General features: G+C 65.3%; 20 protein-coding genes. 12 read left to right on the forward strand and 8 right to left on the reverse strand.

Features of this window, described 5'->3' with window-relative positions; all coding sequences use genetic code 11:
• Positions 1-84: 84 nt before the first annotated feature.
• From GPL20_RS25860 to GPL20_RS25880, 5 genes are all read left to right on the forward strand, one after another.
• Positions 85-1,341 carry an aspartate kinase gene (locus GPL20_RS25860; protein WP_157332930.1) on the forward strand — a complete coding sequence of 419 codons (1,257 nt, stop codon included), beginning with the start codon at positions 85-87 and terminating at the stop codon, positions 1,339-1,341.
• Positions 1,342-1,627: 286 nt separating this feature from the next.
• On the forward strand, positions 1,628-3,895 hold the full coding sequence (gene ptsP / locus GPL20_RS25865) for a phosphoenolpyruvate--protein phosphotransferase (protein ID WP_157332932.1): 2,268 nt from the start codon (positions 1,628-1,630) through the stop codon (positions 3,893-3,895).
• A gap of 57 nt (positions 3,896-3,952) precedes the next feature.
• Positions 3,953-5,038 (forward strand): peptide chain release factor 1, encoded by a 1,086-nt coding sequence (gene prfA / locus GPL20_RS25870; protein ID WP_157332934.1) that lies wholly within the window; start codon positions 3,953-3,955, stop codon positions 5,036-5,038.
• Between the two features lie 8 nt (positions 5,039-5,046).
• Positions 5,047-5,928, forward strand: a complete 882-nt coding sequence (gene prmC, locus GPL20_RS25875; RefSeq protein WP_157333107.1) for a peptide chain release factor N(5)-glutamine methyltransferase — start codon at positions 5,047-5,049, stop codon at positions 5,926-5,928.
• A 462-nt stretch (positions 5,929-6,390) separates the two neighbouring features.
• Positions 6,391-7,146: a DUF4167 domain-containing protein gene (locus GPL20_RS25880; RefSeq protein WP_157332936.1), complete on the forward strand. Its 756-nt coding sequence runs from the start codon at positions 6,391-6,393 to the stop codon at positions 7,144-7,146.
• A gap of 54 nt (positions 7,147-7,200) precedes the next feature.
• Here the strand turns inward: GPL20_RS25880 and GPL20_RS25885 are convergent, their stop codons facing one another.
• On the reverse strand, positions 7,201-7,947 hold the full coding sequence (locus tag GPL20_RS25885; RefSeq protein ID WP_157332938.1) for a methyltransferase domain-containing protein: 747 nt from the start codon (positions 7,945-7,947) through the stop codon (positions 7,201-7,203).
• Between the two features lie 108 nt (positions 7,948-8,055).
• Here GPL20_RS25885 and gloB point away from each other — a divergent pair, with 108 nt between their 5' ends.
• Positions 8,056-8,823, forward strand: a complete 768-nt coding sequence (gloB, locus tag GPL20_RS25890) for a hydroxyacylglutathione hydrolase (RefSeq protein WP_157332940.1) — start codon at positions 8,056-8,058, stop codon at positions 8,821-8,823.
• Between the two features lie 22 nt (positions 8,824-8,845).
• The gene (locus GPL20_RS25895; RefSeq protein ID WP_157332943.1) at positions 8,846-9,268 is read left to right on the forward strand and encodes a cupin domain-containing protein; all 423 of its coding nucleotides are present in this window, start codon (positions 8,846-8,848) and stop codon (positions 9,266-9,268) included.
• 116 nt (positions 9,269-9,384) lie between these two features.
• Here GPL20_RS25895 and yddG read toward each other — a convergent pair whose 3' ends face one another.
• The 3 genes from yddG to GPL20_RS25910 form a co-directional block, all read right to left on the reverse strand.
• Positions 9,385-10,254: an aromatic amino acid exporter YddG gene (gene yddG, locus GPL20_RS25900; protein WP_157332945.1), complete on the reverse strand. Its 870-nt coding sequence runs from the start codon at positions 10,252-10,254 to the stop codon at positions 9,385-9,387.
• Between the two features lie 124 nt (positions 10,255-10,378).
• On the reverse strand, positions 10,379-11,104 hold the full coding sequence (gene phbB / locus GPL20_RS25905; RefSeq protein WP_157332947.1) for an acetoacetyl-CoA reductase: 726 nt from the start codon (positions 11,102-11,104) through the stop codon (positions 10,379-10,381).
• Between the two features lie 252 nt (positions 11,105-11,356).
• Positions 11,357-12,535, reverse strand: coding sequence for an acetyl-CoA C-acetyltransferase (locus GPL20_RS25910; protein ID WP_157332949.1), 1,179 nt, complete (start codon positions 12,533-12,535; stop codon positions 11,357-11,359).
• 311 nt (positions 12,536-12,846) lie between these two features.
• Between GPL20_RS25910 and phaR the strand changes: the two genes are divergently transcribed.
• Positions 12,847-13,440: a polyhydroxyalkanoate synthesis repressor PhaR gene (gene phaR, locus GPL20_RS25915; protein ID WP_157332951.1), complete on the forward strand. Its 594-nt coding sequence runs from the start codon at positions 12,847-12,849 to the stop codon at positions 13,438-13,440.
• Positions 13,441-13,546: 106 nt separating this feature from the next.
• Positions 13,547-14,167, forward strand: coding sequence for a class I SAM-dependent methyltransferase (locus tag GPL20_RS25920; protein WP_157332953.1), 621 nt, complete (start codon positions 13,547-13,549; stop codon positions 14,165-14,167).
• Positions 14,168-14,219: 52 nt separating this feature from the next.
• Here the strand turns inward: GPL20_RS25920 and GPL20_RS25925 are convergent, their stop codons facing one another.
• On the reverse strand, positions 14,220-15,107 hold the full coding sequence (locus GPL20_RS25925; RefSeq protein ID WP_254126449.1) for a branched-chain amino acid aminotransferase: 888 nt from the start codon (positions 15,105-15,107) through the stop codon (positions 14,220-14,222).
• A 163-nt stretch (positions 15,108-15,270) separates the two neighbouring features.
• Between GPL20_RS25925 and GPL20_RS25930 the strand changes: the two genes are divergently transcribed.
• Complete coding sequence (locus GPL20_RS25930) at positions 15,271-16,206, forward strand: alpha/beta hydrolase (RefSeq protein ID WP_157332955.1); 936 nt, start codon at positions 15,271-15,273, stop codon at positions 16,204-16,206.
• Positions 16,207-16,215: 9 nt separating this feature from the next.
• On the opposite strand, the gene GPL20_RS25935 is transcribed toward GPL20_RS25930, so the two are convergent.
• Positions 16,216-16,461: a hypothetical protein gene (locus tag GPL20_RS25935; protein WP_157332957.1), complete on the reverse strand. Its 246-nt coding sequence runs from the start codon at positions 16,459-16,461 to the stop codon at positions 16,216-16,218.
• Positions 16,462-16,643: 182 nt separating this feature from the next.
• Here GPL20_RS25935 and GPL20_RS25945 point away from each other — a divergent pair, with 182 nt between their 5' ends.
• Together GPL20_RS25945 and GPL20_RS25950 are read left to right on the forward strand one after the other, a co-directional pair.
• The gene (locus tag GPL20_RS25945; protein WP_246250982.1) at positions 16,644-17,543 is read left to right on the forward strand and encodes a hypothetical protein; all 900 of its coding nucleotides are present in this window, start codon (positions 16,644-16,646) and stop codon (positions 17,541-17,543) included.
• Positions 17,544-17,772: 229 nt separating this feature from the next.
• Complete coding sequence (locus GPL20_RS25950) at positions 17,773-19,356, forward strand: sensor domain-containing diguanylate cyclase (RefSeq protein WP_157332959.1); 1,584 nt, start codon at positions 17,773-17,775, stop codon at positions 19,354-19,356.
• A 16-nt stretch (positions 19,357-19,372) separates the two neighbouring features.
• Here the strand turns inward: GPL20_RS25950 and GPL20_RS25955 are convergent, their stop codons facing one another.
• Both GPL20_RS25955 and GPL20_RS25960 read right to left on the reverse strand, forming a co-directional pair.
• Positions 19,373-19,933 carry a carboxymuconolactone decarboxylase family protein gene (locus GPL20_RS25955; RefSeq protein WP_157332960.1) on the reverse strand — a complete coding sequence of 187 codons (561 nt, stop codon included), beginning with the start codon at positions 19,931-19,933 and terminating at the stop codon, positions 19,373-19,375.
• 102 nt (positions 19,934-20,035) lie between these two features.
• Positions 20,036-21,178 (reverse strand): PLP-dependent cysteine synthase family protein, encoded by a 1,143-nt coding sequence (locus tag GPL20_RS25960; protein WP_157332963.1) that lies wholly within the window; start codon positions 21,176-21,178, stop codon positions 20,036-20,038.
• Between the last annotated feature and the right edge of the window lie 55 nt (positions 21,179-21,233).

Consider the following 21,233-nt stretch of genomic DNA (forward strand, 5'->3'; position numbering starts at 1 on the left):
CTGTATACGCGCGGTCGGTATCCGCAAGGCACTCGTCCGGTGTGGTCACCATACTGATCCTTATGAGGGAATGCACGCGTCGTCATGAGCCGCCTCGTGATGAAATTCGGCGGCACGTCCGTCGCCAACATCGAACGTATCCGCAACGTCGCACGCCATGTGAAGCGTGAGGTCGACGCCGGCCATGAAGTGGCCGTGGTCGTCTCGGCGATGTCCGGCAAGACCAACGAGCTGGTGGCCTGGTGCACCGATGCCTCGCCGATGCACGACGCGCGCGAATACGACGCCGTCGTCGCCTCGGGCGAACAGGTGACCTCGGGCCTGCTCGCCATCGTGCTCCAGGGCATGGGCATTCAGGCTCGCTCCTGGCAGGGCTGGCAGATCCCGATCAAGACCAGCGATGCCCATGCCTCGGCCCGGATCGAGAACATCGACGGCAGCGAGATCATCAAGCGCTTCCAGGAGCGCAAGGAGGTCGCGGTCATCGCCGGCTTCCAGGGCATCAACCCCGAGACGGGTCGCATCACGACGCTCGGCCGCGGCGGCTCCGACACCTCGGCCGTGGCAGTCGCCGCCGCCGTCAAGGCGGACCGCTGCGACATCTACACCGACGTCGATGGCGTCTACACCACCGACCCGCGAATCGTGCCGAAGGCCAAAAGGCTCGACAAGATCGCGTTCGAGGACATGCTGGAACTGGCCTCGCAGGGCGCAAAGGTGCTCCAGGTCCGCTCGGTGGAACTCGGCATGGTCCACAACATGCCGATCTTCGTCCGCTCGAGCTTCGACAAGCCGGAGGACATCGACCCGCATGCCAACCAGCCGCCCGGCACGCTGATCTGCAGCGAGGAGGAGATCATGGAAAGCCACGTTGTCACCGGTATCGCCTTCTCGAAGGACGAGGCCCAGATTTCGGTGCGCCAGATCCAGGACAAGCCGGGCGTTGCGGCATCGATCTTCGGCCCGCTGGCGGAGGCCAACATCAACGTCGACATGATCGTCCAGAACGTTTCTGAAGACGGCAAGACCACTGACCTCACCTTCACCGTGCCGGCCGCCGACTACACCCGCGCCAAGGACACGATCACCGCTGCCAAGGCCAAGATCGGCTACGCCCGGCTCGATACCGCCACCGACGTCGCCAAGATCTCGGTGATCGGCAGCGGCATGCGCAGCCATGCCGGCGTCGCCGCCCAGGCGTTCTCGGCCCTCGCCGGACGGAATATCAACATCCGGGCCATTACAACCTCCGAGATCAAATTCTCGGTCCTGATCGACACCGCCTATACCGAGCTCGCGGTGCGCACCCTGCACACGCTCTACGGCCTCGATCAGGCTTAGACGAATTTTCTCTTAGCGGCCGCAGCAAACGCGAAGGTGTACACACATTCGCGTTTGGCAGGCGTTTTGCTTGGCAAAACAAGCCCCAATTCGCTATACGGCGAAGAGGGTGGGCTGCCATAAACTGTGCCCCAGTTGAGGCGGTGCTGATTCGGAACAAGTGCTAAATCTGAAGAAGATTTGGGCTTGGGCCGGCGCCGGACGAGCAAATTTGTTGTTTTTCTGGATTTCGGGCGAGCCGCCGATGGCCCCTTCGGGCCCGGCAGACGGAGGAGATTGACGGTAAATGCGGAGCGCGTCGGGAGGTCCCCGCGTCTTGTTGAGACGGCTCCGCGAAACCATGGCGGAGCAGGTCTCGGCCCAGGAGCGGCTGGACAAGATCGTGGTGCTGATCGCCGCCAACATGGTGGCCGAAGTGTGCTCGGTCTATGTGCTGCGCATCGACAACACGCTCGAGCTCTACGCCACCGAAGGTCTCAACCGCGAGGCTGTGCACCATACCGTGCTCAGCGCCCATGAGGGCCTGGTCGGCCTCGTCGCCAGCGAGGCGACGCCGCTCAACTTGAGCGACGCGCAGAGCCACCCGGCCTTCTCGTTCCGCCCCGAGACCGGCGAAGAGATCTACCACTCCTTCCTCGGCGTGCCGATCCTGCGGGCCGGCAACACCCTCGGTGTGCTGGTGGTGCAGAACCGCGCCAAGCGCAACTATGTCGAGGAGGAGCTCGAGGCTCTCCAGACCACCGCGATGGTGCTGGCCGAGCTGATCGCCTCCGGCGAACTGTCCGCGCTCGCCCAGCCCGGCCAGGAGCCGGCCGCGCGCCATTCCGCGCAGAAGGTCGGCGCCATCCTGTCGGAAGGCATCGCGCTCGGCCATGTCGTGCTGCACGAGCCGCGCGTGGTCATCAAGGACTACATCGCCGAGGACCTGTCGAAGGAGATCAAGCGGCTCGACACCGCGCTCGCCAAGCTGCGCGCCGATCTCGACCGCATGCTGGAGCGCGGCGACGTCGCCGAGGGCGGCGAGCACCGCGAGGTGCTGGAAGCCTACCGCATGTTCGCCAACGACCAGGGCTGGTCGCACAAGCTGCACGAGGCGGTCGCCACCGGCCTCACGGCGGAAGCCGCCGTCGAGCGCGTGCAGTCCGACACCCGCGCGCGCATGCTGCGCTCGACCGATCCCTATTTGCGCGACCGATTGCACGACCTGGAGGATCTCGGCTACCGCCTGATGAGGCAGCTCGTCGGCCAGGACCACGCACCGTCGCGCGAGCAGCTGCCCGACAACGCCATCGTCATCGCGCGCGCGATGGGCCCGGCGGCGCTGCTCGACTACGACCGCAAGCGCCTGCGCGGCATCGTGCTGGAGGAAGGCACCGCCAACTCCCACGTCTCGATCGTGGCGCGCGCGCTCGGAATCCCTGCGGTCGGCGAAGTCCCGAACGCGCCCGGCATTGCCGATCCCGGCGACGCCATCATCGTCGACGGCACGTCGGGCTCGATCTATGTGCGTCCGTCGCAGGAAATCGAGGCCGCCTTCGCCGAGCGCGTGCGCTTCCGCGCCCGCCGGCAGGCGCAGTATCTGGCGCTGCGCGACCGCCCCTGCGTCACCAGGGACGGCCAGAAGGTCGAGCTGATGATCAACGCAGGCCTCGCCATCGATCTGCCGCATATCGAGGACACCGGCAGCGCCGGCATCGGCCTGTTCCGCACCGAGCTGCAGTTCATGGTCGGCCAGAGCCTGCCGCGCACCAGCGACCAGCTCGCGCTCTATCGCACCGTGCTGGACGCCGCAGGCACCAAGCCCGTCACCTTCCGCACCCTCGACATCGGCGGCGACAAGGCGCTGCCCTATATGGAGGCCGTGATCGAGGAGAATCCCGCGCTCGGCTGGCGCGCGATCCGGCTCGGGCTGGACCGCCCCGGCCTGTTGCGCGGCCAGATCCGCGCGCTGCTGCGCGCCGGCGGCGGCCGCGCGCTGCGCATCATGTTCCCGATGATCTCCGAGGTCGCCGAGTTCGATTCCGCAAAGGCGCTGGTCGAGCGCGAGCTGACTTATCTGCGCCAGCACGGCCACACGCTGCCGGAACGGATCGACATCGGCACCATGGTCGAGGTGCCGGCGCTGCTCTATCAGCTCGACGAGCTCCTGAAGAAGGTCGACTTCATCTCGGTCGGCTCCAACGATCTGTTCCAGTTCCTGTTCGCGGTCGACCGCGGCAATGCAAAGGTCTCCGAGCGCTTCGACACCATGTCGGCGCCGATCCTGCGTGCGCTGCGCGACATTGCACGCAAGGCCACAGCGGCGCAAAAGTCGCTCTCGCTCTGCGGCGAAATGGCCTCCAAGCCGATCGGCGCCCTGGCGCTGATCGCGCTGGGCTACCGCTCGCTGTCGCTGTCGGCGACCGCGCTCGGTCCGGTCAAGGCGATGGTGCTCGATCTCGACGCCAAGAAAGCCGAGGCGATGCTCGGCCCGTTGCTGGACGCGCCCGCGGGCAGCGTCGCGATCCGGCAGAAGCTGACGGAATTTGCCGAGGCCGAAGGCCTGGCATTGTAGCGGGCCTGTCGCCGCTTCCCGCCGCCTCGCCTCTTTCCGCCATTTGAGACCGAACCGATGTCGTCACTCCCCGAAGCCAAACTGGACGTCCTGCTCGCGCATCACGCCTCGCTCGAGGCCGAATCGCTGGGACAGCTCGCCTCCGAACGTTACGTGCAGATCACGCGCGAGCTCGCCGAGATCACGCCGCTGATCGAGGCGGTGAAGACCTATCGCTCCGCGGTCAAGGAGCTCGCCGATACCGAGGCGCTGATCGCCGATCCCGCGACCGATGCCGAGATGCGCAGCATGGCGGAAGCCGAGCGCGACGATCTCAACCTGAGGATCGAGGACCTGGTCCAGCAGATCCGCGTCGCGCTCTTGCCCAAGGACGCCATGGACGACCGCAACGTGGTGCTGGAAATCCGTGCCGGCACCGGCGGCGACGAGGCCTCGCTGTTTGCCGGCGACCTGTTCCGGATGTACGAGCGCTTCGCCAGCCTTCAGGGCTGGAAGGTCGAAGTGATCTCGGCGAGCGAAGGCACCGTCGGCGGCTACAAGGAAATCATCGCCGAGGTGCAGGGCCGCGGCGCGTTCTCCAAGCTGAAATTCGAATCCGGCGTGCACCGCGTGCAGCGCGTGCCCGACACCGAGACGCAGGGACGCATCCACACGTCCGCGGCGACGGTCGCCGTGCTGCCGGAGGTCGAGGACGTCGATGTCGACATCAAGAACGACGATCTGCGCATCGAGACCATGCGCGCGCAGGGCGCCGGCGGCCAGCACGTCAACAAGACGGAATCGGCGATCCGCATCACCCACATCCCGACCGGCATCGTGGTGATGATGCAGGACAGCCGCTCGCAGCACAAGAACCGGGCCTCGGCCATGAACATCCTGCGCTCGCGCATCTACGACGCCGAGCGGCAACGCGTCGACGCCGCGCGCTCGGCCGAGCGCAAGGAGAAGGTCGGCTCCGGCGACCGCTCCGAGCGCATCCGCACCTACAATTTCCCGCAGGGACGCGTCACCGACCACCGCATCAATCTGACACTCTACAAGCTGCCGCAGGTGATCGCCGGCGAAGCGCTCGGCGAGTTGGTCGACGCGCTGACCACCGAGCACCAGGCCGCGCAGCTCGCCGCGCAGGGCGCTGCGGCGTGACGCGCCGCATGGGCAGCCCCTTCACCGGACAATCCATCGAGAGCGCGCGGCGCGCGCTGGCTGCGCGACTGAAAGCGGCGCAGCTCGACGAGGCGGAGCAGGACGCGCGCGTCCTGCTCGGCGCCGTGCTCGGCCTCGACCTCACTGGCCTGATCGCGCAGGCCGCCCGCCCCCTCACCGCGGCCGAAGCGTCGCGACTGGTGCAGCACGCAGAACGTCGCATCGCCGGCGAGCCGGTGGCGCGCATCCTCGGTACACGCGAATTCTGGGGCCTGCCGTTCCGCCTGTCCGAAGCAACCCTGGTCCCGCGTCCCGATACCGAGACCGTGGTCGAGCTTGCGCTCGAAATCTTCCGCGAGCGGAACGCAGCTCATCCACCGCGCATCGCCGACATCGGTACCGGCTCCGGCGCGATCCTGCTCGCGCTGCTGCATGAAATCCCTGATGCCTTCGGGATCGGCACGGATCTCAGCCTGAGCGCGCTCGTCACCGCCAGGGACAATGCCGCAGCTCTCGGCCTCGCCGACCGCGCCGCCTTCGTCGCCTGCTCCTATGCGGCCGCGCTCTCGGGCCCGTTCGACCTCATCGTCTCGAATCCGCCCTATATTCCCTCGGCCGAGATTCCGAAATTGAGCATCGAGGTGCGCGAGCACGACCCGCATCTGGCGCTCGACGGCGGCAATGATGGATACGACGCCTATCGCGCCCTGATCCCGCAGGCGACTGATCGTCTTGCCCCCGGCGGAGCGCTGGTGGTCGAGGCCGGACAGGGCCAGGCCCGAAATATTGAAACCTTGATGGCGGCTGCCGCGTTATCGCTGGACAGGCCACCCAAGGCCGACCTGGCGGGTATTTCACGGGCCGTCTCGGCCCGAAAAATGCCCCCATAAAAGCCGGATTGGCCCGTAAAAAGCTCTTGGAATATCCCGTGGGAACGACTACGTTCCGGTCAACACATCGGTACCGGCCCCGTAGACCTACGGGTGAAAGCCGGGCTCTCGGGCGAGAGCTTTACTGATTAAAGGTTCCAAGCCGCAGGTCCTGTTGAGCGCGATGGCCAGTGGAGCTGCGCTGCTCTCCGACCGCAACGTGAACGAAAGCCTGATATTGCGCTTGAACACTTACGCAAGAAAGCTGGGCTTGTTTCGGCAGGCGATATGAATGGGTTCGCTGGCAATCAATGCTGGCGGGTGGGGAACGCGTCTTTGTTGAACGCGACGGTCGACGAACATCGGCAGGGTTCAATCCGCTCTTGCGCGCGGTGCGCATGAGGAATGTGAACCGCTGTCATCAGGTCACTCCTAGCAATCAGTAATGCGTGCAACCTTTAGGGCTGGAATTAAAGGCAGGACATGAGAAACGGTCAGAACAAGCAGCGGATGCGCAACCGCAACAACAATAACAACAACAACCGGCGCGGCCAGAACCCGATGACCCGGGTCTATGAGTCCAACGGACCCGACATCAAGATCCGCGGCACCGCCTCGCACATCGCCGAAAAGTATCTTCAGCTTGCGCGCGACGCGCGCTCCTCCGGCGACCCCGTTGCGGCCGAGAACTACTACCAGCACGCCGAGCACTATTTCCGCCTGATCGCGGCGGCGCAGGAGCAGTTCCGCCAGAACCAGCAGCAGCCGCGCGGCGACGAGCCCGTCGCCAGCAGCGACGACGGCGAGGACGACGGCGAGAATTTCTCGGCCTTCGGCCAGGAGCCCGGCTTCGTCCCGCAGCCGCCGCAGCAGCAGCCCTATATGCGCGACAGCCAGCGCGATCATCATCAGCGCGATCACCAGCAGCGCGACAACCAGCAGCCGCGCGAGCATCGCGAACGCGACCATCGTCCGCAGCCGCAGTATCAGCCGCAGCCGCAATATCAGCCGCAACCGCAGAACCAGCCGCAGCCTGTCATCGCCGATGCCGGCAGCGTCGATCGCCTGCCCTCCTTCATCACCGGCGCGCAGCCTCAGGTGAATGGCGGCCAGGGCGGCTTCGAGGGCGGTGCCGGCGGCGAACGCTATCCGCGACGGCGGCGCCGGCCCCATGGCCCGCGCGCCGAGCGCGAGGCTGCACCGGCCGCATCGAGCGACGAAGTGGCTCCCGGCGAGTAAGCTTTTTCAGATTCGTGAACTGCATCGTCCCGGCCCCGCCGGGACGATTTGTTTTCAGCCCCGCGTCACCGTCGTCGAGGACGGCACCAGCACGGGCTTGGTCAGCGCCGGAATCAGCCGCGCCCGCTCGCGCTTGGCCGGGATCGCGCGATAGACCTGCTTGGTGGCCTCGACGATGTGCACACCGGCAAAGGGCAGCGACAGCGCGGCGCCGGCGCGCTCCCACATATGCGCCGATTTCAACACCCAGCCGCCGGCATAGGGCGGCATGAACAGCGCCTCGCCCCAGGCGGTCGGCGTGAACCAGGTCTGGCGTAACAGATCGGTGATCTGCGAGCGCGAATAGGGCCGGCCATGGCCGAACGGCGTGTTGTCGCTGCGGGTCCACACCCCGCGCCGGTTCGGGATCACCGCGATCACGCGACCGGACGGCGACAGCACGCGCCACACCTCGCGGAGCAACGCGGCCGGATCGTCCGACATCTCCAGCGCGTGCACCAGGAGGATGCGGTCGGCCGCGGCGTCAGGCAGCGGCAGCGAGAACTCATCCACCAGCGAGGCCAGCGACGGCCGACCCGTCGGCCATTTCAGGACTCCCTGCGCCGCCGGCATGAAGGCGATGCAGCGCTCGGCGTCCTCGCGGAACAACCCGAGATAGGGCGTGGGATAGCCGATGCCGAGCACGCGCTGGCCCTCGGCGCCCGGCCAGCGCTCCCTGATGCCGCGATTGATCATTTGCCGCGCCACGATCCCGAGGCGGCGGGAGTAGAACTCGCGGAGGTCGACGACGTCGATGCTCATGACGGCAATGTAACATGCACAAGGCGGCCGCCGCGCGCGGAATATTGCATTGCCTGCGCAACGTTAACGCCATATTTGTCTGGCGGGGCTGAGCGCGATGGAGATGTCATGGCCGCCGAAATTCGTACTTTCACCTGTTTAAACGACAATTTCGGTTATCTGATCCACGATCTGGAAACCAAAGCGACGGCGTCGATCGACGCACCGGAGGCCGGCCCCATCCTGAAGGCGCTGGAGCGCGAGGGCTGGCAGCTCACCGATATCCTGATCACGCATCATCACGGCGATCATGTCGGCGGGGTCGCCGAACTCAAGCAGAAATTCAATTGCCGCGTCGTCGGGCCGCATGACAAGACCACGAAGATTGCGAACGTCGATTTGCGCGTCACCAATGCTGACGTGGTGAAGATCGGCAACCTGCTGGCGCGCGTCGTGGAGACGCCCGGCCACACGCTCGATCACATCTCCTACGTGTTCGACACCGAGAAGACGGTGTTCGCCGCCGACACGCTGTTCTCGATCGGTTGCGGCCGCGTATTCGAGGGCACCTATCCGATGATGTGGGACTCGCTTTTGAAGCTGCGCGCCCTGCCCGACGACTTCAAGCTCTATTGCGGCCACGAATACACCGCCTCCAACGTCAAGTTCGCGCTCACCATCGAGCCGGACAATGCGGCGCTCCAGGCCCGCGCGGCGGAGGTGACGAAGCTGCGGGCCGAGAACAAGCCGACCATTCCCACGCTGCTTGGCGACGAGAAGCGCGCAAACGTGTTCCTGCGCGCCGATGAACCGGCGGTCGCGGCCAAGCTGCACATGAAGGGCGCGGACGCCGCCGCGGTGTTCGGCGAACTCCGCGAGCGCAAGAACAAATCCTGAGAACAAGTCCTGACGGGGATCGATGCCGACCGCAGCCGAGATCATCGCGCGCCTTGAACTCAGACCCCATCCCGAAGGCGGGCACTACCGCGAGACGTTTCGCGACCAGAGCACGGACGCCAACGGGCGCTCGCGCTCGACCCTGATCTATTTCCTGCTCGCGCGCGGCGAACGCTCGCACTGGCATCGCATCGACGCGGTCGAGGTCTGGCACTATTATGCCGGCAGTCCGCTGACGCTGCGCATCGCGCATGACGGCTGCTCCCAGCACGAGGTGCGGCTCGGCACGGATCTCGTGAACGGCGAGCGGCCGCAGGCGATCGTGCCGGCGAATGCCTGGCAGATGGCGGAGACCACGGGCGAATGGACTCTGGTCGGCTGCTCCGTGGCGCCTGCGTTCGAATTCGCGAAGTTCGAGCTGGCGCCGAAGGGGTGGGAGCCTTAGCTCCACAGGGTCATTCCGGGGCGACGCGCAAGCGGCGAACCCGGAATCTATCTCGCCACTATTGACGCGGATAAATGGATTCCGGGTTCGCGCTCTGCGCGCCCCGGAATGACGGCTCATCGCTTCCGCAGCACCATGTCCTTTGCCGCGATCAGACCGCCGCCGGCGATCAGGATCGCGGCAATGGCGATGTTGGCGCTGGCTTGCGCAAAGCCCGCGGCGATGAGGAAGCCGGTCGAGAGCAGCGGCGTTGCGTAGGACGCAGCGCCGAGCACGCGGATGTCACCGCGCTTCATGCCGATGTCCCAGGCATAGAAGGCAGCACCGACGGGACCGATGCCGAGCGCGATCACGGAGAGCCATTGCAGCGTGGTCTCCGGCCATACGGTCACCTCGAGCAGACCATGCATCAGCGCGGCGAGGACTGCGGTGGCAAGGCAGAATCCCGCAACGGCATCGGTCGGCACAGCTTTCAGTCGGCGCGACAGCACCGAATAGGTCGCCCAGACGAAGGCGGCGATAAAGGCCGCGATCAATCCCGGGACCGCGCCCGGCGCGAAGCCGCTGGTGTTGCCGGCGAACAGCAGCACGGTGCCGACGAGGCCGAGCACGGCACCGACGATGTGATGCACGGCGAGCCGCTCGCCCGGCAGGAAGGACGAGAACAGCACGATCAGGAGCGGCCACATGTAGTTCAGAAGACCGGCTTCGGCCGGCGGCGCGAAGCGCAGCGCGAGGAAATAGAGCGCGTGATAGCCGAACAGGCCGCCGACGCCGACGATCCACACGACCAGCGGTTGACGCAGGCTTTTCGCCGCCTCGCCGCGGCCGATCCAGGTGAGCAGACCGACGAGGCCGCCGATCGCAAACGTCATCGCGGCGAGCTGGAACGCCGGGACCTTTCCGGTCGCCACCGTCATCACGGAGAGCAGCGACCACATCAGGATCGCGGTCAATCCGATCAGCGTCGCGGTGCGGGGAGACATCGAAAGGTACCTCGTCATTCCGGGATGGCGCGACAGCGCCAGACCCGGAATGACAGCGCATGATGCCCGGGACAAGCCCGGGCATGACGAAGTTACCGATATGACGGAACGTGATGCGATCGCATCACACCATGTACTGGCCGCCGTTAACGGTCAGAGTCGAGCCGGTGATGGCGCCGGCTTCGTCGGCGGCGAGGAACACGACCGCGCGCGCGATCTCCTCGGGTTCGCCGAGACGGCCGATCGGGATCAGCGGCAGGATGGCCTTCTCCAGCACGTCCTTCGGCACAGCCTGCACCATCTCGGTGTTGATGTAGCCGGGGCAGATCGCGTTCACGGTGACGCCGCCCTTGGCGTTTTCCAGTGCCAAGGCCTTGGTGAAGCCGATCTCGCCGGCTTTCGCCGCGGAATAGTTCACCTGGCCGAACTGGCCCTTCTGGCCGTTGATCGAGGAGATGTTGATGATGCGGCCGAACTTGCGCGCGCGCATGCCCTCGATCACCTGGCGCGACATGTTGAAGAGCGAGCCGAGATTGGTGCCGATCACGGCGTTCCATTGCTCGAGGCTCATCTTGTGGAAGGCGCCGTCCTTGGTGATGCCGGCATTGTTGACGAGCACATCGACCGGGCCGACCTCGGCCTCGACCTTCTTCACGCCCTCGGCGCAGGCGTCGAAACTGCTGACGTCCCATTTGTAGACGGCGATGCCGGTCTCGGCCTTGAACTTCTCCGCCGCCGCATCGTTGCCGGCATAGCTCGCCGCAACCTTGTAGCCCGCCGCCTTCAGCGCCTTGCTGATCGCCGCTCCGATGCCCCGCGTACCACCCGTCACCAATGCAACACGTGCCATATCGTATTCCTTCCCTTGGACTCTTCGGACGTTTCTGACGTGATCGTTTTTTAACTGCGGATTATGCGGGACGTTTGACGGACATCAAGAACAAAACGCCCGGCGTGAGCCGGGCGTTTCTCTTTAGTCGAGGCATGCGCGATTGCGAAGAATATTTGATTTGCAACCGCCGCCTTTTTAGTCGCGTGCAACGCACTCACTCATGTGTGCAGCGCACGCACAAATGAAGCGTCAGTTACACGTCAGCTATCGTCAGTCGCGCGCCAGACACATCGCGATACCCATGCCGCCGCCGATGCACAGCGTGGCAAGGCCCTTCTTCGAATCGCGCTTCTGCATCTCGTGCAGCAGCGTGACCAGCACGCGCGCGCCGGAGGCGCCGACCGGATGACCGATCGCGATCGCGCCGCCATTGACGTTGACCTTGGAGGTGTCCCAGCCGAGGTCCTTGTTGACGGCGCAGGCCTGCGCCGCGAAGGCTTCGTTGGCCTCGATCAGGTCGAGATCGCCGACGCTCCAGCCGGCCTTCTTCAGCGCGGCGCGCGAGGCCGGGATCGGGCCAGAGCCCATGATCTTCGGATCGACGCCGGCCTGAGCCCAGGACACGATGCGCGCGATCGGCTTCTTGCCTTCCTTGGCCGCCTGCTTCGCCGTCATCAGCACCACGGCGGCAGCGCCGTCATTGATGCCGGAGGCCGAGCCGGCCGTGACCGTGCCGTCCTTCTCGAAGGCCGGCTTGAGCTTGGCCATCGCGTCGAGCGTTGCGCCGTGGCGCGGATATTCGTCGGCGCTGACGACGACGTCGCCCTTGCGGGTCTTGATGGTGACGGGGACGATCTCGTCGTTGAACTTGCCGGCCTTCTGTGCGGCCTCGGCCTTCTGCTGCGAGGCAACCGCGAACTCGTCCTGCTGGGCGCGGGTGATCTGCCACTGGCGCGCGACGTTCTCGGCGGTGTTGCCCATGTGGTAACCGTTGAAGGCATCCCACAGGCCGTCCTTGATCATGGTGTCGACGAACTCGACGGCACCCATCTTCACGCCACCGCGCAGATACTGGGCATGCGGAGCCATGCTCATGGATTCCTGGCCGCCGGCAACCACGATCTCGGAATCGCCGTTGAGCAGCGCCTGGTAGCCGAGCGCAACGGTACGAAGGCCCGAGCCGCAGAGCTGGTTCACGCCCCAGGCCGGGCTCTCCACCGGAATACCGGCGCCGATCGAGGCTTGGCGAGCCGGGTTCTGGCCCTGGGCGGCGGTCAGGATCTGCCCCATGATGACTTCCGAGACCCGACCGGGCTCGATGCCACCGCGCTCCAGCGCGGCCTTGATGGCGACGGCGCCGAGGTCATGGGCGGGAAGAGTTGCGAAGGCTCCGTTGAAGCTTCCGACCGGGGTGCGGGCGGCGCTGACGATGACGACATCGTCTGACATGGGCATCTCCTTGAGGTTTTTCGAAAAGGGGCAGGCGGGCGGCGGGGAAACGGCCCGTCAGTCTCGTTCGGCATCCTGTTAACGTCGTTGAGGCATGTCAATCGGCCGCTGACCGAATTCATGCCGCAGCGCATTCAAAAATAGCGTTCCTGGCGATTTCGCAAGCACGTTTTTGCTGTGCAATTAACCGTGGCGCACAAAACGGTAGCGTGAGCCCTTTGAAAATGCTTATTTTGTTGCGTTGCGTATTCTTCCCGCCCTGCGGCATAGCCCGGCAGGTTCCCGTTCTCAGCGTTTGCAAGTGAGAGCCCATGGCGAAATCAGACCAACCCACCACCATCAAGAAATACGCGAACCGCCGGCTCTATAACACCGGAACGAGCACTTATGTGACGCTGGAAGACCTCGCCGCCATGGTCAAGGACGGCGAAGATTTCCTGGTCTACGACGCCAAGACCGGCGACGACATCACCCGCTCCGTGCTCGCCCAGATCATCTTCGAGCAGGAGAACAAGGCCGGCCAGAACCTGCTGCCGACCACCTTCCTGCGCCAGCTCATCCGCTTCTACGGCGACAGCATGCAGATGGTGGTGCCGAAATATCTGGAGCAGTCGATCGCGACGCTGACCCAGGAGCAGGAGAAGTTCCGCAAGCAGATCGCCAACACCCTGTCCGGCACTCCTTTTGCGCCGCTCGAGGAGCAGGTCCGTCGCAACATGGAGCTGTTCCAGCAGACCTTCTCGATGTTCAAGCCCTTTGCCCCATCGTCCCGCCCGGCCGCCAGCCCGGAGCCGGAGCCCGATGCGAGTGCCGAGGCGCCGAAGGACAGCAACATCGACGAGCTGCGCCAGCAGATGAAGGAAATGCAGGAACGCCTCGAACGGATGTCGAAGAAGGACGAATAGGCCCTTCGTTCGGCCGGCGCGTTCGCATACGGCGGACGCGCGAACCTCCGATTGATTGTGGCATCGCCGCGTGCGCGCTGCCCTCCTGGCCGCGGCCGGAGCCGCCATGTCCGACCGCACCATGCACTGGCAGAACGTTTACGCCACCAAAGGCGAGGCCGAGGTCAGCTGGTTTCAGGACACCCCGGCGATCTCGCGCGACATGATCCGCGCCGCCAAACCCAACCATGACGCCGCCATCATCGATATCGGCGGCGGCGCATCGCGGCTAGTCGACGTCCTCCTGCAGGACGGATATCGCGACGTCGCCGTGCTGGATATTTCCGCCAATGCTCTCGACGTCGCGAAGAGACGCATCGGTCCAGCCGCCTCGACAGTCGACTGGATCGTTGCCGATGCCACGACGTGGCAGCCGGCAAAGACCTACGATGTCTGGCACGACCGCGCGGCGTTTCACTTCCTGACCGATCCACACGACAGGGCGGCTTACGTCGAGCGCCTGCGCTCGGCCGTTGCGCCCGGCGGACAGGTCATCATCGCCACGTTCGCGCTCGATGGTCCGGAGAAATGCAGCGGACTGCCAGTGCAGCGACACGACAGCGCGAGCCTTGCGGCGGAGCTCGGGTCGGAGTTTGAACTGGTCGAGACGCGTAGGGAGGTCCACCATACGCCGTGGAATTCGACGCAGGCGTTTCAGTTCAGCCGGTTTCGGCGGCGGGTCACATAAGCGACGCGACGCTCCCACGAACTCGTCATTGCGAGCCAACGGGGAGCGCCGCCTACGCCGCCAATTTCACCGCATGCGCAAAATCCCAATAGAGCTTCCGCGCCCTCGTGTAGAACGGCCCCGGCTTCAGCTCGCGCTCGTCGATGCGGATCACCGGCGCGACTTTTGCGAAATTGCCGGTGGAGAAGATCTCGTCGGCGGCCAGGAAGTCTGCGTAGCGCAACGTCTTCTCGATCACGGTGACGCCGTCGCCGCGAAGCAGGCCGATGACGCGCTGGCGCGTGATGCCGTTCAGGAAGGTACCGTTGTGCACTGGCGTGTAGACCACGCCGTCCTTGGCCATGAACACGTTGGAATTGCCGAACTCGGCGACATTGCCGAGCATGTCGAGCATCAGCGCGTTCTGGAAACCGCGGGAAGCCGCTTCGGCGAGCGCGCGAGAATTGTTCGGATAGAGGCAGGCCGCCTTGGCCTCGACCGGCGCGCATTCGGCCGTCGGCCTCCGGAACGGCGACAGCGTGATCGCGTTGCCGACGGGCTTGGGCATCGGCGCCTCGTAGATGCACAGGCACCAATTGGTGGTCTCGGGGTCGAACAATACGCCGCCGCCCGAACCGTTCTGCGCCCAGTACATCGGGCGGACATAGAGCTCGGCGTTCGCCGCGAACCGCGCAATGCCCTCGCGCGCGAGCGTGAGCCAGGTGTCGGTATCGACCACGGGCTTCAGGCCGAAATTGATTGCGGATTGATTGGCGCGGGCGACGTGGCGGTCGAGATCGGGCGCTACACCCTCGAACGCGCGCGCGCCGTCGAACACGACCGAGCCGAGCCAGGCGCCATGCGTGCGCGGCCCCATGATCGGCACATTGCCGTCATGCCATTTACCCTCGAAGAAGGTCCAGCTCGGCGAATATTCGATGGGCTTGCTGATCTCGGCCACGACCGGCCTCCCCTTTGGAATTATCCGGGCACTATTGTCCCCAATTTCTAACGATTTGCTGCGGGGATTCGACACCCTTTCCGTGGAAAGGGGACAAGCGCCAACGCCGAACCACGTTGAAGAGCAAACCGGATATAGTCCCGGCTACGATAGGGAGTTTCCCATGCCGCTCGATCCGCTCGCAAAGCGCCTGTTGACCATGATGGCTGCGGCCGCGCCGCAAGCGCGGGGCCGTCCGAGCGTCGAGGCACGGCGGCAGTCGCTGGCGAAGCTGATGCAATTCGCGCGCGCGGATGCGCCGGATGTGACGGCGTCCGACGGCACACTGCCTGGCCCCGGCGGCGAACTGCCCTATCGGCTCTATTCGCCCGCAAGCGCCGGCGAGCGCGCGCCGGGCTTCGTGTTCTTTCACGGCGGCGGGCTCGTCGCCGGCAGCATTGCCACGCATGACCGCATCGCGGCGGCGCTGGCACACGCCACCGGCTGCCGCCTCGTCTCGGTCGACTACCGCCTCGCACCCGAGCACAAATTCCCCGCCGCCGTGGACGACGCGGTCGCCGCCACCGAATGGGTCGCGCGCGAGGCCTCATCGCTCGGCATCGACGCCGAACGGCTGGTGGTCGGCGGCGATTCCGCCGGCGCCACGCTGGCTGCGATCGTATGCCAGGAGGCGCTCCAGAACGCCGGCCTTTCCATCGTCGCACAATGCCTGATCTGCCCGGTGCTGGATTTCGAGGAAACCTCGCCTTCGCGCCAGGAGTTCGCGGAAGGCCATCTGATCGACCGCGTCACGATCGAAGCCGATCTTTCCGACTATCTGGCCCACGGCATCGATGCCGCCGATCCCCGCATTTCGCCGCTGCGCGCGACACGGCTCGCAGGCCTGCCGACGGCGATCATCCACACCGCCGAATTCGATCCGATGCGCGACGAAGGCAATGCCTATGCGCGCAAGCTGCTGACCGCAGGCGTCGCCGTCGAGCATGTCTGCCATGACGGCATGGTCCACAATTTCCACGCCATGGGCGCGATCCTGCCGCAGGCGCAGCTCGTGCTGTCGCAGATCGGCGAACAGGTCAGGCGCGCGGTGGAAAGGTAGACGCGCGAATCACACACGCGCCTCGAGCACGGCCCTGGCCGCCACGACATAGTCCGGCCAGTGCGCGTCCGCGTAGCGTGCGGCCTGCCGCGCGCAGGTGACGTCGGGCGCATGTGCAGCCGCAATCATGCGCGCGAAGCGCTCTTCGGCGACCGTCGCGTCGTTGGCGACCGGCGCGGGCGCGGCGACCACGGCCGTCGGAGCAACGGCCAGCCCCGCTAGACCAGTGAGCAGGATGCGGCGTGACGTGTTCATGGCTGTGATCCTCCATTGCCCGGCCTGCACTCTGGCGGGCGCGTGTGTCAGTGCGATCACGACAGGGTAACCGCGCACGTCCGTGCCGTCCATCGCTTGCGGATAGCGCTTGACCACGGGAACGATCACGTTCCATCTAACAACGGCTTCGTCATCAAATCGCCACGCGTCGGATTGTCACGATGTTCCATCGCAGCCCATCGCATCTTCAAGCCTTGCGCGCTGTCGCGATCGGGCCGCTGTGTCTGACGATTTCGGCGGGCGCCGCCTTCGCCGCAGACGAGGACGCACCCGCAAAGCCGGCTGTCCCGAACATCTATCTCGACCTGCGCACCATCTATGCGACGATTCCGGCCGGAACGCTCGGGCTCGGTTTCGGCAACACGTCGTTGTCGGCCGCGTTCGCGGCGCTGGCGACACGCAGCGGCGCTGGCTTGCCGAACGGCTTGCCGGCCGCCAGGGCGATCGCCGTCGATCTGCCGCTGACGGTCGACGTCAACGATCGTGTGTCGCTCTATGGCGGGGTATCCGGCTCGACGATCGATATCGGCAGCGGCTGGTCGTCATTCGACATCACGAGCTGGAACATCGGCGTGCAGGCCGACCTCTATCAGCAGAACGGCGGACGGATCCCGACGATCACGCTGCAATCGACCCTGACGCAATCGGTACCGAACGAGCCCGGCATGACAACGTCGTTCAATCACATCCTGGAATTCGACTACGCGCTGGATGAGGACGAGACGCGGGGCTGGCTCGCCGGCGTGCAGTACACCCATGCTGACATCGCCGGCCAGCTCGCCAGCATCAGGCCAAACACGGTCCTCTATGCCGGCGGCTACTACCAATGGCCGAGCAACTGGAAGTTCACCGGCCGCCTCGGCGTGCAGTCATTCGGCGGCGCACATCTGGCCGGCCGGACGCTGGCCGAGCCGTTCACCCAGCCGCTCCTGCGGCTCGACCTCGACCGCATGGACGACAATGACAACCGCCTGTTCGGTATTACCGCCCAGATCGCGTGGATGCCGAAGCCGTCCTACCAGCTGACCCTGCGGACCCCGCTCTACGCGGTGCGCAACTGACTGCGGCCGTGGTGGATTTTCGGTAAACGACGTTTCTGCAATTGACCGAGGGTTGGCGCGGGGCGTCGGGCAGGCCCTGATGACGAAAGGCTTTTTGCATCGGCGTAGAGCATTGCGCGTCAACCTGTTGTTAGCCTTCATCCGCAAACATCGATTGTGTTACACCGCCGCAAGGAACCTTGCGCGAAACTGGACCGGCTTTTCACCTCGCGTTTCGTGGAGGCTGTGAATGTCCCGCTTGCTCCCGGAACGGACGTTCCTTGCTGGGAAGATCTTTTTCAATTTCGGCCAGTCGTCGATCGATTGCGTCGTGCGCAGATTGACCGCGGAGGCCGCAACGCTCGAGATGGAGAGCGGGCTTGGCGTGCCCGAGCGCTTCCAGCTCAGGCTCGCGGGACGCGAGATCCTGACCTGCCGCGTGATCTGGCGATCGGACCGTCAAGTCGGTATAGCCTTCGAGCAGCCGGGCAGCGAGGCGCGCCCGGCCGGCGAGGAGCGGGAACGCTCGTCCGACGTGCTGATGCGCGGCCAGATGCTGGCGCTGCGCGCTGCGCTCGATCATGTGCCGACCGGGATCGTGCTGCTCGACTCGAGCCTCAGGGCGCGCCTGATCAACCGGTCGTTTCGTCAGATGTGGCGCCTGCCGGACGAGGTTGCCGACAGCAATCCATCCATTCTCACCCTGCTTCATCATGGACGTGACACCGGAGCCTACGAGGTGCCGGACCCCGACCTCGATGCCTTGGTGGCGGAACGCGTCCGTGTGATCGAAGCAGGTGATCCGACGCCGATCGATCTGCGCCGGACCAATGGCGATGTCGTGCGCGTACAGGTCACGCCGTTGCCCGATGGCGGGCGCATGCTGACCTACACACCCGTCACCGATATCGTACGCGCCTCCGACGAGTTGAAGCTGCTGCGGGACGCGCTGGAGAACGTTCAGGACGGCGTTCTCCTTCTCGATGCCGACCTGCATGCCACCTTCATGAATCGGCGGATGCGGCGCTTCTGGGAGGTCAGCGAAGACGAGGCCGCGAGCCGGCCGGCTTATTCGTCGCTCGTGCGACGCGTGCATCGCGCCAGTGCGCCCAATCTTCCAACGAACGAGCTCGCGAAATTTCCGGCGCGACGTGTCGAAGAGGTCAAGGCCGGCGATCATGTGCGCGACCTGCAGACGCCGGATGGCCGGCGCATCAGGGCCCATTGCACCACGATGTCGAATGGCGGTCGCATGCTGACCTATGTTGACATCACCGATCTGACGCAAAAAGCCGCGATGCTGGAGACGCTCGCCACCACCGATCCGCTCACCGGCCTCTACAACCGCCGCCACTTTCTCGACAGCCTCGACGCGGAATGGAGCCGCTTTCAGCGCTACTATCGCTCCGTCTCGGTGCTGATGCTCGATATCGACCATTTTAAGTCGGTCAACGATCGCTACGGCCACGCGGTGGGCGACGCCGCGATCAGGGCGGTTGCCGCCGCCTGCCTCGACGGCAAGCGCAAGTCGGACATCGTCGGCCGCCTCGGCGGCGAGGAATTTGCGGTTCTCCTGCCCGAGACCAGTCTGTCCCGGGCAAGAACTGTCGCCGATCGCATCCGCAAGCGCGTGATGAGCACGCAGATCCTCGCAGAGAAGGTTCAGTTCGGCGTCACCGTGAGCATCGGCATCGCGGAGGCCACGGTCAGCATGTCCGGCATCGACGCACTGATGGGCGCGGCCGATCATGCGCTCTACCGGGCCAAGGCCGAGGGCCGCAATCGCTGCATCGCCTGGGCGCCCCCGCCGCCTGCAAGCAAGGCGGCGGAGTGATCGAAGGAAGCTGCTTCTAGTCGGGCACCGGCACGTCGAACGTGTTGAGCGTGACCGAGACCATGCAATAGACGCCGACGAGATAGGACAGCTCGGCCGCGCCGTGTTCGCCGAACTCCTTCACGGCGGCGCGCCAGGTCAATTCCGGCAGCACGCCGCCGTTCACCAGCGCCGACGCCACATCGTAGGCCACGGCTTCCTGCTTGGTCAGATCCACCGGCCTTTGTCCGGCAACGATCGTCGCGAGCTTCTCGTCGGACAAGCCGCGCTGCTCGGCGACCAGCACATGGGCATAGAGCTCATAGCCGGAGCGGAAATGCGAGCCGGTGACGAGGATCGCGACCTCGCGCACCGGCGCGGGCAGCAACGGATTCGACGCGATCGCCTTGACCAGCTCCCACACCGGCTTGCCGAAGCGCGGCTCGCGTATCCAGGGATTCCAGGGCCCGAGCAGCGCACCGTCGTCGCGCATGTTCACAAAACCCTTGAAGTGGTCCTTGATGCCCGCTCGCATGTCGTCATAGAGCGGCTTCTGTTCGTCGGTCAGCTCCTTGGGATCGAGAATGGGAAGGCGCATGGCGGGTCTCCTCGTTGAGAAGACCCAACCGTCACCTGCGTAGGTGTGCAAGGCAAGTGAAGTTGCCGTGACACCGGCCCCGCGTGGCTGGCCCGGCGACGGCTATGATCGTGGATTTGCGACGTCGTCGACGTCCAGCGTCAGCGGCTCACCCGTCGCGAGGAACGACGACAGGGCCGCCTCGAACGGCGCCGGATCGAGCCCGCGCGCTTTCAACCATTCGGGTTCGTAATAGGTCTGCCGGTAGCGCTCGCCGGAATCACAGATCAGCGTCACCAGCGCCCCCGTTACGTTCGCCTTGCGCATCTCCGAGGCGAGCCGGCACAGCGCCAGGAAGTTGGTGCCGGTGGACCCGCCGACCGCGCGGCGCAGCCGGCGCGACAGCACATTCATCGCCGCAATCGTCGCCGCATCCGGGATCTTCATCATGCGGTCGACCACGCCCGGAACGAAGGACGGCTCGCAGCGCGGCCGGCCGACGCCTTCGATCAGCGAGGGACGTTCGCAAACATGAGAGCGGTCTTGAGTGCGGAAACAGTCGAAGAAAGCGGAATGCTCGACATCGGCAACGCACAGGCGCGTCGGATACTGACGATAGCGCAAATAACGTCCGATGGTGGCCGAGGTGCCGCCGGTGCCTGCGCCCATCACGATCCAATCCGGCAGCGGGCGCGGCTCGCCCTGCAATTGTGTGAAGATCGATTCGGCGATGTTGTTGTTGCCGCGCCAATCCGTGGCCCGCTCGGCGAAGGTGAACTGGTCCATGTAGTGGCCGTTCAGGCGGGTGGCGAGCGCGGCGGCTTCCGCATAGAGCGCGCGGCCGTCGTCGATCAGATGGCAATTGCCGCCGTAATGTTCAATCGCGGCGATTTTCTCCGCCGAGGTCGTGCGCGGCATCACGGCGTAGAACGGCACGCCGATCATCTGCGCGAAATAGGCTTCCGACACCGCGGTCGATCCCGACGATGCCTCGACGACGGGGGTGCCTTCACGAATGTGGCCGTTGCAGAGCGCATAGAGAAACAGCGAGCGCGCCAGCCGGTGCTTCAGGCTGCCGGTCGGGTGCGTGGATTCATCCTTCAGATAGATGTCAATGCCGGCAAGCGCCGGCACAATCAGTCGGATCAGATGCGTGTCGGCGGTGCGGCACTGGTCGGCCTCGATCGCGGCCACGGCCTCGTCGACCCAGCCGCGCCGATACGCCGGTGGGGCAGGATCTTGCTGACGGAAGGGAAGCGAGTGCATCGGATGAACCTCTCATGATGCGTATCGCGCATCAATAGCTCCAGATTGTTGTTTT

The organism is Bradyrhizobium cajani (genome assembly GCF_009759665.1).
Taxonomy (GTDB): domain Bacteria; phylum Pseudomonadota; class Alphaproteobacteria; order Rhizobiales; family Xanthobacteraceae; genus Bradyrhizobium; species Bradyrhizobium cajani.